This is a genomic window from Bradyrhizobium sp. T-12, assembly GCF_058314695.1.
Window position 1 is genome coordinate 582,348 of record NZ_CM177756.1, and the last position, 13,101, is coordinate 595,448.

Consider the following 13,101-nt stretch of genomic DNA (forward strand, 5'->3'; position numbering starts at 1 on the left):
AATATCAGGCTTTCGTTCACGTTGCGGTCGGAGAGCAGCGCAGCTCCACTGGCTATCGCGCTTCACAGGACCTGCGGCTTGGAACCTTTATCAGTAAAGCTCTCGCCCGAGAGCCCGGCTTTCGCCCGTAGGTCTACGGGGCCGGCACCGATGTGTTGATCGGAACGTAGTCGTTCCCAAGGGATATTCCAAGAGCTTTTTGCAGGCCAATCCGGCTTTTATGGGGGCATTTTTCGGGCCGAAACGGCCCGCGGAATGCCCGCCAGGTCGGCCTTGGCCGGCCTGTCCAACGTTAACCCCGCCGCTGCCATCAGGGTTTCAATGTTTCTCGCTTGGCCCTGTCCGGCCTCGACGATCAGGGCGCCGCCGGGCGCGAGGCGCTCGGCCGCCTGCGGGATAAGGGCGCGGTAAGCATCATATCCGTCGTTGCCGCCATCGAGCGCCAGATGCGGATCGTGCTCGCGCACCTCGACGCTCAATGTCGGAATTTCGGCCGAGGGGATATAGGGCGGATTCGACACGATGAGGTCGAACGGGCCGCGCAGCGCCGACGCATAGGAGCAAGCGACGAAGGCCGCCCGGTCGCCGAGGCCGAGAGCGGCGGCATTGTCGCGCGCCGTGTCGAGCGCCGCCAGGCTGACATCGGTGCCGATGCCAAACGCATCGGGAATTTCGTGCAACAGCGCCAGCAGGATCGCGCCCGATCCGACGCCGATATCGGCGATGCGCGGGCGCCGTCCCGATATCGTCAGCCCGCGAAAAATCTCGAGCGCCAGTTCGACAACGGTCTCGGTGTCCGGCCGCGGCACCAGCGTCGCCTCGGACAGCCGGAACGGCATGCCCCAGAATTCCCGCGCGCCGAGAATGCGGGCGACCGGCTCGTGCGCCAGCCGGCGTTGCGCATATCGTTCGAGGCGTGCGGTTTCCTCAGGCGTGAGCGTTCGCGCCGCCTGCGTCACCATTCCGGTCAGATCGAGCTCCAGGGCCGCGCCGACGAGCAGGCGCGCATCGAGGGCGGACTCCTCGATGCCGGCCGATCGCAATCGCGCGGCGAGGGCGCGGCGCGCGCTCTCGATGCTGTGTCCGGGATCGAAGCCTGTCGTCAATGGAACCATCCTGCCTGGCATCGTGGATAGATCGGCAGGCTTGCTTGCGTCAACGGAAAGGAGCGCGTTTGATCGCGCCTCGCAAGCGTGGAGGGGTCCATGACGGCCTATGACGATCAGAACGTCTTCGCAAAAATCCTGCGCGGCGAGATTCCCTGCTTCGAGGTGTTCAGGGACGATCGCAGCTTCGCCTTCCTCGATATCATGCCGCGCTCGCCCGGGCACACGCTGGTGATTCCGCGCGCGCCGGCGCGCGGCATCCTCGACATCGCCGATGACGATCTCGCCGCGGTGACGAGAACCGCCAAGCGGATCGCGATTGCGGCGATGAGGGCGTTCGACGCCGAGGGCATCATCCTGCAGCAATTCAGCGAGCCGGCCAGCGGGCAGGTGGTTCTTCACCTGCACATGCACGTCATGCCGGTCAGGTCCGGGATCGAGCTGTTGCCGGCGCAGACGCGGAAAGAGGACATGGCCGTGCTCGCCGATCACGCCAAGCGGATGGTCGGGGCGCTCGGCGGTTAATCAAACGCCGAGATAGCGCTGCAGCAGTTCCGGCTGGGCCTTCAGCTCCTGCGCCGGTCCCTCATGCACGATATGGCCGTTGTTGATGATGTAGATCCGGCTCGCCAGGGCCAGCGTGGCCGCCAGATTCTGCTCGACCAGCACGATGGTCTGGCCGGCGGCCGCCAGATCGCGGCACGCCTTGACGAGATCGTGGACGATGACGGGCGCGAGACCCTCGAACGGCTCGTCCAGCAGCACGATCTTGGGATCGCGCACCAGCGCCCGCGCGATCGCGAGCATCTGCTGCTCGCCGCCGGAGAGCTCGGTGCCGCGATTGTTGCGCCGCTCCTTCAGCCGGGGAAACATCTCGTAGATGCGCCCGAGCGGCCAGCGTTTCGGCGCGGTGATCCCGGCGAGAAGGATGTTCTCCTCCACCGACAGGCTGCCGAAGATCCGGCGTTCCTCGTGCACGAGCTGCATGCCGGCCTGCGCGATCTTGTGGCTTCGGCGTCCGGCGATGTCGATGCCGTCGAATTTCACGCTGCCGCTGCGCGGCGTCACCACGCCCATCAGGCTCTTCAGCGTGGTGCTCTTGCCGGCGCCGTTGCGGCCGAGCAATGCCACCACCTCGTGACGCTCGACATGCATGGCGACGTCGAACAGGATGTGGGAATCCCCATAATAGCTGTTCAGGCCGTTGACCTCGATCAGGCTCATGCGGCGATCTCTCCGTGAACGCCGCCGAGATAGGCTTCCTGCACCGCGGCGTTGGACTTGATTTCTTCCGGTGTGCCCGAGACCAGCACGCGGCCTTCCTGCAGCACGGTGACGCGCTCGACCAGCTCGAACAGGGAATCCATGTCGTGGTCGATGATGATCATGGTGCGGCCGCGCGCGATCGACTTCAGAAGCCTCACCGTCTCGACCCGTTCGCGCGGGCTCATGCCGGCGAGCGGCTCGTCGAGCAGCAGCAGGCGCGGCGAGGTCGCGAGCGCAAGCCCGATCTCCAGCCGGCGTTTCTCGCCATAGGCGAGCTCGGAGACGGGCGTGTCGGCGCGGCGGGTGAGATTGACCAGTGCCAGCGTGTGCTCGACCTGCTCGGTCAGGCCCTTGACGCTCGAGAGCTTGCGGAACAAATCAAGCCGGAATTTTCCGCGCAGCTCTGCGAGCGCGGCGATCGTCAGATTCTGGCGCACGGTGAGGCCGGTGAAGAGCTGGTTGACCTGGTAACTCTTGGTGAGCCCGAGCTGGCAAACCTCGGTGACCTTCAATCCCGTGATGTCGCGCCCCTCGAACACGATCCGGCCCGACGTCGGCGCGATCTCGCAGGTCAGCATCTTGAAGAAGGTCGACTTGCCGGCACCGTTGGGGCCGATGATGCCGCGCAGCTCGCCCTGATTGACGCTGAAATCGATGTCGCTGTTGGCGACGAGGCCGCCATAGCGCTTGGTGAGACCGGTGGCCTTCAGGATCGGCCCGGAATAAGCGGGGTGCTCGACCTCCTTGGCCTGCATCGGCGCCGGCGCGGCTTGCGGTGTCGCCTCGGCGTCCGCAGCTTCCTGTTCAGTCTCGGCTTCCGTTCGCTGACGCTTGCCGGAGACGAGGCGGTAGAGATCGGCAAGTCCGCCAATGATGCCGCCGCGCAGGAAGCAGACCAGCAGCACGAACACGACGCCGAGCACCAGTTTCCAGGCCGCACCCAAGCCCAGCGCTGACTGCAGGAAATCCTGCAGGAACAGCCAGACGGTTGCGCCGACCAGAGGTCCGAACAGCGTGCCGCGGCCGCCGATGGCGGTCTGCATCACCAGCTGGCCCGAGGTGTCGAAGGTGAAGGCGTCGGGCGGCATGAAGGCCTGGAGCACGCCGAGCAGGCCGCCGGCGAAGCCCGCATAGGCCGCTGCGATCACGAAAGCCGTCAGCTTGTAGCCGTGGATGTTGTGGCCGACGGCGGTGGCGCGCAGCGGATTGTCCCGGATCGCGCTGAAAATGGCGCCGACCGGCGAGCGCACGATCCTGAGCGCGATGATGACGCCGATGAAGTAGCACAGCGCGATAAACTGATAGAGCGACCAGCCATTGGTGAAGTGAATGGTGGTGAGGCCGAGATCGAAGCTCGGCGTCGGCACGCCGGGCAGGCCGTTCTCGCCGCCGGTGAAGTCGGAGAGCGGATTGAACTCGACGAAGAAGAACACCTCCGCGATCGCCACGGTGATCATGGCGAAATAGATGCCGGTGCGGCGCAGGGCGATCAGGCCGATCAGATAGCCGGTCGCGGCCGCCGCGATCATGCCGATGATCAGCGCGCCGAGCACGTTGCCGAAGCCGGCACGGGTCAGAAGGTAGGCCGCGACGAAGCCGCCGGTGCCGTAGAAGGCGGACTGGCCGAACGACAACAGGCCGGTGAAGCCGAACAGGATGTCGAAGCCGAGGCCGAACAGGCCCCAGACCAGGATCCGGTTCACGGTGTTGGGCGCGAAGCCGAGATGAGGCAGCACGAAGGGAGCTGCGATCAATCCGATCGCGGTCAGGGTCTCGATCAGGAACGGGCGTTGCTTGAGCATCGGGAAATCGCTTACTCGCGGCCCTGGACGCCGAGCAGGCCATGCGGTCGCACCACGAGCACGAGCGTCATCGCCGCAAACAGCATCACATAGGCATAGCCGGGGTTGAACATGGAGGTGACGCTGATGATCTCGCCGGCGATCAGGCCGCCGAGGATCGCGCCGGGGAACGAGCCGACGCCGCCGATCACCACCACCACGAAGGTCTGGACCAGGATGTCGTCGCCGATGCCCGGTGTCAGCGACACCACCGGCGCGTTGACGATGCCGGCAAAGCCGGCGGCCATCGCGCCGATGCCGAACACCACCATGAAGACGCGGTAGACGTTGATGCCGAGCGAATCGACCATCACCGAATCCTCGATGCCGGCCCGCACGATCATGCCGAGCCGGGTCCGGTAGAGCACGATGAACAGCGCGCCGAGCGCGACCGCGACGATGCCGACCACGGCGAGGCGGTAGGTCGGATAGAACATGAAGCCGAGATTGGTGATGCCCTGGAACAGCGCCGGGGGCGGCACCAGCTGCGACTGGCTCGAGAAGGCCAGGCGCACGAGCTCGACGAAGCAGATGCCGAGCCCGAAGGTCACCAGCAACTGATCCTCGTGCGGGCGATGATAGAAGTGGCGGATGATGACGCGCTCCATGAGCACGCCCAGCAGCATCACGAACAGCGAGCCCGCGATGACGGCAAGGATGAACGATTCCGTGTACTGGTAGGCGACGAAGCCGGCATAGCCGCCGATCATGAACATCGCGCCGTGCGCGAGATTGAGCACGCCGAGCGTGCCGTAGATGATGGTCAGGCCGGAGCTGATCAATGCGAGCAAGGCGCCGAGCGCCAGCCCGTTGAAAAGCTGCGAGACGAGGTTGGGCCAACTGATCATGAACTGGTCACTGTGCGGGGCGCGACGGAGAGTCAAAAAAGGTGACGCCGCAGGTGCTGGAAGCGACCTACGGCGTCAGAGGAGTAGCGCGGGCTCAGCTATAGTCGCCGGGATGGCAGCCGAACGCGTCGGGCTTCTGCATCAGGCCTTCGCCGGGGACGATCTCGACCACGTCGTACCAGTCTTCCTTGTTCTTCATGTCCTTCTGCTGCTTGCCCTTCACGATCAGGACGGGACGGATGCACTGATGGTCCTCGGGACGGTAATGCACGTCGCCGACGAGCGAGGGGATCGTCTCGCCCTTCTCATAGGCCTTGATCACGTCGGGCGGGTTGAAGCTGCCGGCCTGCTCGCACATGCGGGCCCAGTGCGCGAAGCTGACATAGGCGTTCTCGGCGCCCCATTCCGGTTTGTAGCCGTACTTCTTCTCGAAGGCCTCGTTGAACATCTTCGCCAGCGGGAACTTGTCCTCGATCGTCCACCAATAGTCGGTGGCGGCGTAGACGCCCTGCATCAGGCCGCCGGTCTCGCGCGCGATGAACGGCACCTGATACGGGACCACCAGCTTCATCTTGTCGAGCACGCCGAACTGCTTGGCTTGCTGGGTCGACAGCACCGCGTCGTGACCCCAATTGACGTTGATCAAGACGTCCGCGCCGGAATTGGCGACGTTCAACAGGTAGGAGGAGTAATCCGGCGCGCCGAGCGGCGCGACCTGGTTGGTCACGGTGGTCCAGCCGGCGGTCGCAAGGAAGTCCTGCATCGACTTGGTGACGGTGTGGCCGTAGGTGTAGTCGGGCGTGAGGTACGCGGCCTTCTTGCCCTTGCCGAATTCCTTGACCATGACCGGACCGATCGCCGCGGCGGCGGTCTGGCCGAAGAAGTTCTGGCGGAAGCCGTAGCGGACGCAGTCCTTGCCGGTGGTGTCGTTCGAGCCGGAGATGCCGCAGACGAAGATCACCTTCTCGCGTTGCGCGAGCTTGTTGAGCGCGACCGCGACGGCACTTGACGTGCCGCCGGTAATCATGATCGCCTTGTTCTCGCTGATGAAGCGCTGCTGCGCCTGCACCGCCTCGTTCGGCTTGGCGGCGGAATCCGCAACGCCGAACTTCAGTTCCTTGCCGAGCACGCCCTTGCTGGTCTTCGGCGAGATCTTCTTGATTAGCTCGTGACCGCTGTTGATGTGCTCGATCGCGAGTTGATAACCCTTGAGCTCGTCTTCACCTTGCACGGCGTAGGTGCCGGTGCGCGGCACCGAGATTCCGATGAAGGCGGTGGAGCCCGAGACGCCCGCGGGATAGGAGCCGATCGGCTTGTCCTCGGCGAAGGCCGGCATCGCGGGCAGCACCGAGCCGCCGATGAGGCCCGCCGTGGTCTGGAGCAGGCCGCGGCGCGACAGGCCGCGGCGGATGAGATCGTCAGTCATGATCGTTTCCTCCGAACGTCGTTCTTGTTTGCAGGCAAACACAACCCGTCCGGCGGCAACCGACCTCGATGGGTCTGCTCGCGCCGGGCACGTCACATCCGCGTGTAGCTCTTGGACCTAAACATTGCTTGTGAAGACCTTCTGTCAATTTCGCCTTTGGTCGAACGACCGAAATTATCACGTGAAAACATATCGGATCACGATATATATTAGTCTTTGTGAGTACGAAGCAGACGGGTTCGGCGAGGGACATGACGCGGCGGACGGTAGCAGCGGGCACGCGAAAGCGGCGGTCCTGGCCTCTGGAGACGGAGCCGCAGGAGCCGGCGTGGCCGGCGGCGGAGGGCAACGAACAACGCGCGGCACCGCCGTCCGGCGAAGCGGTTCGCGTCTCCGAACCTCGTCACAGGCCGATCGGCGAGCGGGGTCCGGCGGTCGGCTCCGTTCAGGCGAAGCGCCTGCCAGCTCCGATGAAGAAGCTGAGCGTACGCGCCCAGAACGTCCTCAAGGAGCTCGCGGTCGAACTGACGGGCGAGCAGCCGCCGAAAGGAGCATGGTCGCCCTCGCGTGAACTGCTGCTGGCGCTGACAGCCGAGCGCCTCGCGACCGCGCGCAATTGCGGCCCTCATACCATGCGGGAGATCGTCGACTGGGCGCAGGGCTGTGGCGTGACCATCAGTCCGGTGATCCCGGCCGGCGGCTCGCTGTCGCAGATGTGGGGTGAGCTGATCGCCAGCGCGTCGGCCGGTAGCCTGACCAGCGCCGAGATCGCTGGTGCTCTGCAGCGCTCGATCCGGCGGAAGAGCGTCCGCATCCCGCTCGCATTTCAGGTCATCCTGGTGAAGATCCTGCTGTCCGGGTTCGAATAGGCATTCGGTTAATTGTGCATGTGCGGTACCGGCCCGGTTGGTTCCGAGGCTGCATCTTGCTACTTTGGACTAAGTCGCTCGCGTCCCCGGCTTGACAGTGTCGAGGCAGGGCGGCCAGGCACGGTCCAGGCGATGCAGGCGCGGCGATCCAAGACGACGAAAACCACCCCGGGCTCGAACAGCCGTACGATGCGTGACGCCGATTACGCGGCGCTGGCGCAGTTTCGCTATCAGATCCGAAGCTTTCTGGCCTTCAGCGAGCAGGCGGCGGCGAACGAAGGATTGACGCCGACGCAGCACCAGGCACTGCTCGGCATCAAGGGCTTTGTCCGTCCGGGACCTGCGACGGTCGGCGATGTCGCGCGCTTCCTGCTGATCCGGCATCATTCCGCAGTCGAACTGGTCGACCGTCTGGCCAAGCTCGGGTTGGTCAGCAGGCTTGCCGATCCCAATGACGCCCGGCGCGTGCACCTCAATCTGACCAAGAAGGGTGAGCAGAAGCTCCGGGCACTCTCGCGGAAGAACCTCGAAGAGCTTCGCCATGCCGCGAGCCCGGCCTTGGGGCGTCTGCTGAAGTCGTTCCAGGATTCCGGCGAGACCTGATTCGCGGTGATCGCGCCTGTCAGGCCGCGACGCCTTGGGCGGCGAGCTGCGCGGCCTGGTGCTCGGTGGTCAATGCGTCGGTCAATTCGCCGAGCGCTTCGCCCGCGATCACCTGCGGCAGCTTGTAGAGCGTCAGGTTGATGCGGTGGTCGGTGACGCGTCCTTGCGGGAAATTATAGGTGCGGATGCGCTCTGAGCGGTCGCCGGAGCCGACCTTCTCCTTGCGCTCGGCCGAGCGCGCGGCGTCGACGCGCTGCCGCTCGGCGTCGTAGATGCGCGAGCGCAGGATGTTCATGGCGGAGGCGCGGTTCTTATGCTGCGAGCGCGAGTCCTGCATCATCACGACGATGCCGGTCGGAATGTGGGTGATGCGGATCGCCGATTCGGTCTTGTTGACGTGCTGGCCGCCCGCGCCTTGCGCGCGCATGGTCTCGATGCGGAGGTCGTCGTTCTTGATCTCGACGTCGACATCCTCGACCTCGGGCAGCACGGCAACGGTCGCCGCAGAGGTGTGAATGCGCCCCTGCGTCTCGGTGTCAGGCACGCGCTGCACGCGATGCACGCCGGATTCGAACTTCAGCTTGGAGAACGCGCCGCGGCCCTGCACCTCTGCGATGATTTCCTTGTAGCCGCCCACGGTGCCTTCGCTGGCCGAGATCACCTCGACCTTCCAGCCCTGCAGGGCAGCGAAGCGCTCGTACATCCGGAACAGGTCTCCGGCGAATAGCGAGGCCTCGTCGCCGCCGGTGCCGGCGCGGATTTCCAGCACCACGTTGCGATCGTCCATGGCGTCCTTGGGCAGCAGCGCCACGCGGATCTTCTGGACCAGCTCCTGGATCTTCGGTGCGAGCTCGTCGCGTTCGGCTTCCGCCATGCCGCGCATCTCGGCATCGGTTGCGGGATCGGCGATCAGCGCCTCGGTATCGGCGAGCTCCTTCACGGCGGAACGGTAGGCCTTCACCGCTTCGATCAGCGGCGTGATCTCGGCCAGCTCGCGCGTGACCTGCACGTAACGTTCGGAGGAGAGCTGCCCCAGCGATTCGGCCTCGAGAGAGGCATGATGTGCAAGGAGCACGTCCAGTTTGGCTTCGGGGAGTGACGACATCGGTTCAGTCTCAAATGGCGGAAAGAGGCGAGGCGGCGGGAGGCGGCGACAGGCCCGCTACAAGGCCAGGCCTTCGGCCTCGGCAAACTCCGTCAACTTCTGCCGGATCGAGACGCTGCCCGCCGGCGCGTCCAGGAGCGGGCCGAGCATGGCTTCGGCCTTCTTCGCATCGAGGTCGATCACCATGGCCTTGACCGGGCCGAGCGCGGTCGCCGACAGCGACAGCGAGCGATAGCCCAGCCCGATCAGCGCCAGCGCGCCGATCGGCTTGGAGGCCATCTCGCCGCAGAGCGAGAGCGACTTATTCGCCGCATGGCACTTGCGCGCGATCTCGCGCAGGGCGCGCAGGATCGGCGCCGACATGGTGTCGAAGCGCTCGGACACTTTCGCGTTGCCGCGATCGACGGCGAACAGGAACTGGAACAGGTCGTTGGAGCCGACCGAGATGAAGTCGACTTTCCGCAAGAGCTCGTCGAGCTGGTAGAGCAGCGCGGGCACCTCGACCATGGTGCCGATGTCGATCCGTTCAGGCAGCGTGTGGCCGTGCTGGCGTAAGTAAGTGAGCTCGCGCTCGACCAGCGCCTTCGCCGAATCGAATTCGGCGACCTCCGAGATCATCGGGAACATGATGCGCAAGGCGCGGCCGCCGCCGGCGCGCAGCAGCGCGCGAATCTGGCCGCGCAACAGGCCGGGGCGATCGAGCCCGAGCCGGATCGCGCGCCAGCCGAGCGCGGGATTCTCCTCGATCACGGCTTCCATATAGGGCAGCGCCTTGTCGCCGCCGATGTCGAGGGTGCGGAAGGTGACGGGCTTGGGGCCGGCGGCATCCAGCACGGTGCGATAGAGCGCCAGCTGGTCGCTGGTGCGCGGCAGGCTCTGGCCCACCATGAATTGCAGCTCGGTGCGGAACAGGCCGATGCCGGCGCTGCCGGTGTCCTCGATATGCGGCAGGTCGATGGCAAGGCCTGCGTTGATCATCAGCTCGACCTTCTGGCCGTCCCTGGTGACGCAGGGCCGGTCGCGCAGCGCCAGATATTGCGCCTGGCGGCGGGCGCGGAAGCGCACGCGCTCGGCGAAGGCGGCTTCGACCTCCTGTGACGGGCGCACATAGATCGAGCCCGAGGTGCCGTCGACGATGATGGCGTCGCCGGGGTCGGCGATGCCGGGCGCGTTCGGCACTTCGCCGACCGCGGGAATTCCGAGCGCGCGCGCCACGATCGAGACGTGGGAGTTGGCGGTGCCCTCCTCCAGCACGATGCCGCGCAGGCGCTTGCGATCGTAGTCGAGCAGCGCCGCCGGGCCCATCGCGCGCGCGATGACGATCGCGTTGTCGGGCAGTTGCTCGCGCGAGGGCGCGTGGTCCTGGCCGACCAGCTGCCGCATCAGGCGGTAGCCGAGATCCTCGAGATCGTGCAGCCGGTCGCGCAAATAAGGGTCGGTCGAGCGCAGCATGCGCGCGCGGGTGTCGGACTGCACGCGCTCGACCGCGGCTTCCGCGGTGAGGCCCGTGGCGACCGCCTCGTGCAGCTTGTGCGACCAGCCCTGGTCGTTGGCGAACATGCGATAGGCTTCCAGCACCTCGCGATGCTCGCCGCCCTCGGCGACGTCGCCGCGCTCCAGCATGCGGTCGAGATCGGCGCGCAGCTTGGCGAGCGCGGTGTCGAGCCGCTTGATTTCCTTCGGCAGGTCCTCGGCGATGTAGTCCTTGATGACGACGCGCGGCTCGTGCAGCACGACGTGGCCGAGCGCGATGCCCTCCGACAGGATGGCGCCGACCTTCTGCGCGGAATGGCGCGCCGCCGGCTCCTGGCCCGGCTGGGCCAGCGCGGAGAGCTCGCCCGAGGCGATCAGCTCCGCCAGCACCATCGCGGTGGTCTGCAGCGCCTCGAGCTCTTCCTCGACGTAATTGCGCTTGGCGCGGTTCTGCACCACCAGCACGCCGAGCGTGTTGCCGGCCCGCAGGATCGGCACGCCGAGGAAGGAGTGATAGATTTCTTCGCCGGTCTCGGGGCGGAACGAGAAGGCCGGATGGCTCTGCGCATCGTTTAAGTTGAGCGGCGTCGCCTCGCTGGCGACGAGGCCGACCAGGCCCTCATGGGCGCTCAGCACCGTGTGGTGCACCGCCTCGCGGTTGAGGCCTTCTGTGGCGTAGAGCTCCAGCGTGTTGTCGATGCGCAGCACATAGACCGAGCACACCTCGGCCACCATGTTGGCGGCGATCAGCACCACGATCTTGTCCAGCCGCTCCTGGGCCGAGACCTGCTCCGCCATGGTTTCGCGGAGCCGTCTCAACAAGACGCGGGGACCTCCCGACGCGCTCCGCATGAACCGTCAATCTCCTCCGTCTGCCGGGCCCGGCGGTATCGGCCGGCGGCTGGCCCAAAATTCCAGAAAAACAACCAAATTGTTTGTCCGGCGCAGGCGCAAACCTTCGCTTGCACCGAATCAGCGGCCTGAACTGGGACACAGTTTGCGGCAGCCCACCCTGTTCGCCGTATAGCGAATTGGGGCTTGTTTTGCCAAGCAAAACGCCTGCCAAACGCGAAAGTGTGGACACCTCGGCGTTTGCTGCGACCGCTAAGAGAAAATTAGCCTAAGCGCGGTCTGGAACGTACGAAGCGGTTTTCCGGAAAGACCATGCTCAGACAATAACGGGAAGCGCGACCGTGGTCGCGCTTCAGGCCTGATCGAGACCGTAGAGCGTGTGCAGGGTGCGCACCGCGAGCTCGGTATAGGCGGTGTCGATCAATACCGAGAATTTGATCTCGGAGGTTGTAATGGCCCGGATGTTGATATTCCGCCCGGCGAGGGCCGAGAACGCCTGGGCCGCGACGCCCGCGTGGCTGCGCATGCCGCTGCCGATCACCGAGATCTTGGCGACGTCCGTGGCGGTATCGAGCCTGGCGTAACCGATCTTGGCCTTGGCGGCGGTAATCGTGTCCTTGGCGCGGGTATAATCGGCCGCCGGCACCGTGAAAGTGAGATCGGTGGTCTTGCCGTCCTCGGAGACGTTCTGCACGATCATGTCGACGTTGATGTTGGCATCCGCGAGCGGGCCGAAGATCGAGGCCGCAACGCCCGGCTTGTCCTCGATCTGGCGCACCGAGATCTGGGCCTCGTCCTTGGAGAAGGCGATACCGGTGACGACGTGGCTTTCCATGATCTCCTCCTCGCTGCAGATCAGCGTGCCGGGCGGCTGGTTGGCATGCGGGTCGATATCCTCGGGCTTGTCGAAGCTCGAGCGGACGAAGATCGGCATGTTGTGGACCATGCCGAGTTCCACTGAGCGGACCTGGAGCACCTTGGCGCCCTGGGAGGCCAGTTCCAGCATGTCTTCGAACGCGATCTTGTCGAGCCTCTTGGCCTTCGGCACGATTCGCGGGTCAGTGGTGTAGACGCCGTCGACGTCGGTATAGATGTCGCAGCGGTCGGCCTTGACGGCCGCGGCAACGGCCACGGCCGAGGTATCGGAGCCGCCGCGGCCGAGCGTGGTGATGCGGTTGGTCTTGGGCTCGATGCCCTGGAAGCCGGCGATGACCGCGACCTCCTTGCGCTCTTTGAAGCGCTTGATGATCTCGCTGCCGTCGATGTCCTCGATCCGGGCCGAGGCATGGGCGTCGCTGGTCTTGATCGGGATCTGCCAGCCCTGCCAGGAACGGGCCTGGATGCCCATGCCCTGGAGCGTGATGGCCAGCAGGCCGGAGGTCACCTGCTCGCCCGAGGCGACCACGGCGTCGTATTCGCGCGCGTCGTGCATCGGCGAGGCCTCGGTGCACCAGGCCACCAATTCGTTGGTCTTGCCGGACATCGCCGAGACGACCACGGCCACCTCGTGGCCGGCGTCGACCTCACGCTTCACATGGCGTGCGACGTTGCGGATACGTTCGATATTGGCGACGGATGTGCCGCCGAATTTCATCACGAGGCGGCTCATGACGACGCGTGCATTCCTTCAAAGGGATCAGTATGGTGGCCCGCACCGGACGGTCCTGGCGGACACCGACCGCGCGTATACATAGCGGCGAGGCCGGGGGCAA

At 65.5% G+C, this 13,101-nt stretch carries 11 protein-coding genes; 3 read left to right on the forward strand and 8 right to left on the reverse strand.

Annotated features, from left to right (window positions below; genetic code table 11):
- Window positions 1-218: 218 nt before the first annotated feature.
- Complete coding sequence (gene prmC, locus AC0WRY_RS02765) at window positions 219-1,115, reverse strand: peptide chain release factor N(5)-glutamine methyltransferase (protein WP_491122621.1); 897 nt, start codon at window positions 1,113-1,115, stop codon at window positions 219-221.
- A gap of 90 nt (window positions 1,116-1,205) precedes the next feature.
- On the opposite strand from prmC, the gene AC0WRY_RS02770 reads away from it, so the two are divergent.
- The gene (locus AC0WRY_RS02770) at window positions 1,206-1,631 is read left to right on the forward strand and encodes an HIT family protein (RefSeq protein ID WP_491122622.1); all 426 of its coding nucleotides are present in this window, start codon (window positions 1,206-1,208) and stop codon (window positions 1,629-1,631) included.
- Here AC0WRY_RS02770 and AC0WRY_RS02775 read toward each other — a convergent pair whose 3' ends face one another.
- The 4 genes from AC0WRY_RS02775 to AC0WRY_RS02790 all read right to left on the reverse strand — a co-directional run bounded on the left by AC0WRY_RS02775 (window position 1,632) and on the right by AC0WRY_RS02790 (window position 6,487).
- The gene (locus AC0WRY_RS02775; RefSeq protein ID WP_194405575.1) at window positions 1,632-2,330 is read right to left on the reverse strand and encodes an ABC transporter ATP-binding protein; all 699 of its coding nucleotides are present in this window, start codon (window positions 2,328-2,330) and stop codon (window positions 1,632-1,634) included.
- Window positions 2,327-4,174, reverse strand: a complete 1,848-nt coding sequence (locus AC0WRY_RS02780; protein ID WP_194405576.1) for a branched-chain amino acid ABC transporter ATP-binding protein/permease — start codon at window positions 4,172-4,174, stop codon at window positions 2,327-2,329. The genes AC0WRY_RS02775 and AC0WRY_RS02780 overlap by 4 nt, the downstream gene beginning before the upstream one ends.
- Window positions 4,175-4,185: 11 nt before the next feature.
- Entirely contained in the window at window positions 4,186-5,061 is an 876-nt protein-coding gene (locus AC0WRY_RS02785; protein ID WP_194405577.1) for a branched-chain amino acid ABC transporter permease, read from the reverse strand.
- Between the two features lie 94 nt (window positions 5,062-5,155).
- Window positions 5,156-6,487, reverse strand: a complete 1,332-nt coding sequence (locus AC0WRY_RS02790; RefSeq protein WP_194405578.1) for a substrate-binding protein — start codon at window positions 6,485-6,487, stop codon at window positions 5,156-5,158.
- A gap of 251 nt (window positions 6,488-6,738) precedes the next feature.
- Here AC0WRY_RS02790 and AC0WRY_RS02795 point away from each other — a divergent pair, with 251 nt between their 5' ends.
- Window positions 6,739-7,356 carry a hypothetical protein gene (locus tag AC0WRY_RS02795; protein ID WP_194405579.1) on the forward strand — a complete coding sequence of 206 codons (618 nt, stop codon included), beginning with the start codon at window positions 6,739-6,741 and terminating at the stop codon, window positions 7,354-7,356.
- Window positions 7,357-7,545: 189 nt separating this feature from the next.
- Window positions 7,546-7,959 (forward strand): MarR family winged helix-turn-helix transcriptional regulator, encoded by a 414-nt coding sequence (locus AC0WRY_RS02800; RefSeq protein ID WP_349643190.1) that lies wholly within the window; start codon window positions 7,546-7,548, stop codon window positions 7,957-7,959.
- A gap of 19 nt (window positions 7,960-7,978) precedes the next feature.
- Here the strand turns inward: AC0WRY_RS02800 and prfA are convergent, their stop codons facing one another.
- From prfA to AC0WRY_RS02815, 3 genes are all read right to left on the reverse strand, one after another.
- Window positions 7,979-9,064: a peptide chain release factor 1 gene (prfA, locus tag AC0WRY_RS02805; protein WP_194405581.1), complete on the reverse strand. Its 1,086-nt coding sequence runs from the start codon at window positions 9,062-9,064 to the stop codon at window positions 7,979-7,981.
- A gap of 57 nt (window positions 9,065-9,121) precedes the next feature.
- A complete protein-coding gene (gene ptsP, locus AC0WRY_RS02810; RefSeq protein ID WP_194405582.1) occupies window positions 9,122-11,389 on the reverse strand; it encodes a phosphoenolpyruvate--protein phosphotransferase in 2,268 nt (755 codons plus the stop codon).
- Between the two features lie 352 nt (window positions 11,390-11,741).
- On the reverse strand, window positions 11,742-12,998 hold the full coding sequence (locus tag AC0WRY_RS02815) for an aspartate kinase (RefSeq protein WP_194405583.1): 1,257 nt from the start codon (window positions 12,996-12,998) through the stop codon (window positions 11,742-11,744).
- Window positions 12,999-13,101 lie beyond the last annotated feature (103 nt).

Coding starts and splice junctions, on each gene's coding strand:
- AC0WRY_RS02790 (WP_194405578.1), bottom strand. CDS start 6,487: ATGACTGACGATCTCATCCGCCGCGGCCTGTCGCGCCGCGGCCTGCTC.
- prmC (WP_491122621.1), bottom strand. CDS start 1,115: ATGGTTCCATTGACGACAGGCTTCGATCCCGGACACAGCATCGAGAGC.
- prfA (WP_194405581.1), bottom strand. CDS start 9,064: ATGTCGTCACTCCCCGAAGCCAAACTGGACGTGCTCCTTGCACATCAT.
- AC0WRY_RS02775 (WP_194405575.1), bottom strand. CDS start 2,330: ATGAGCCTGATCGAGGTCAACGGCCTGAACAGCTATTATGGGGATTCC.
- AC0WRY_RS02780 (WP_194405576.1), bottom strand. CDS start 4,174: ATGCTCAAGCAACGCCCGTTCCTGATCGAGACCCTGACCGCGATCGGA.
- ptsP (WP_194405582.1), bottom strand. CDS start 11,389: ATGCGGAGCGCGTCGGGAGGTCCCCGCGTCTTGTTGAGACGGCTCCGC.
- AC0WRY_RS02795 (WP_194405579.1), top strand. CDS start 6,739: ATGACGCGGCGGACGGTAGCAGCGGGCACGCGAAAGCGGCGGTCCTGG.
- AC0WRY_RS02785 (WP_194405577.1), bottom strand. CDS start 5,061: ATGATCAGTTGGCCCAACCTCGTCTCGCAGCTTTTCAACGGGCTGGCG.
- AC0WRY_RS02815 (WP_194405583.1), bottom strand. CDS start 12,998: ATGAGCCGCCTCGTGATGAAATTCGGCGGCACATCCGTCGCCAATATC.
- AC0WRY_RS02770 (WP_491122622.1), top strand. CDS start 1,206: ATGACGGCCTATGACGATCAGAACGTCTTCGCAAAAATCCTGCGCGGC.
- AC0WRY_RS02800 (WP_349643190.1), top strand. CDS start 7,546: ATGCGTGACGCCGATTACGCGGCGCTGGCGCAGTTTCGCTATCAGATC.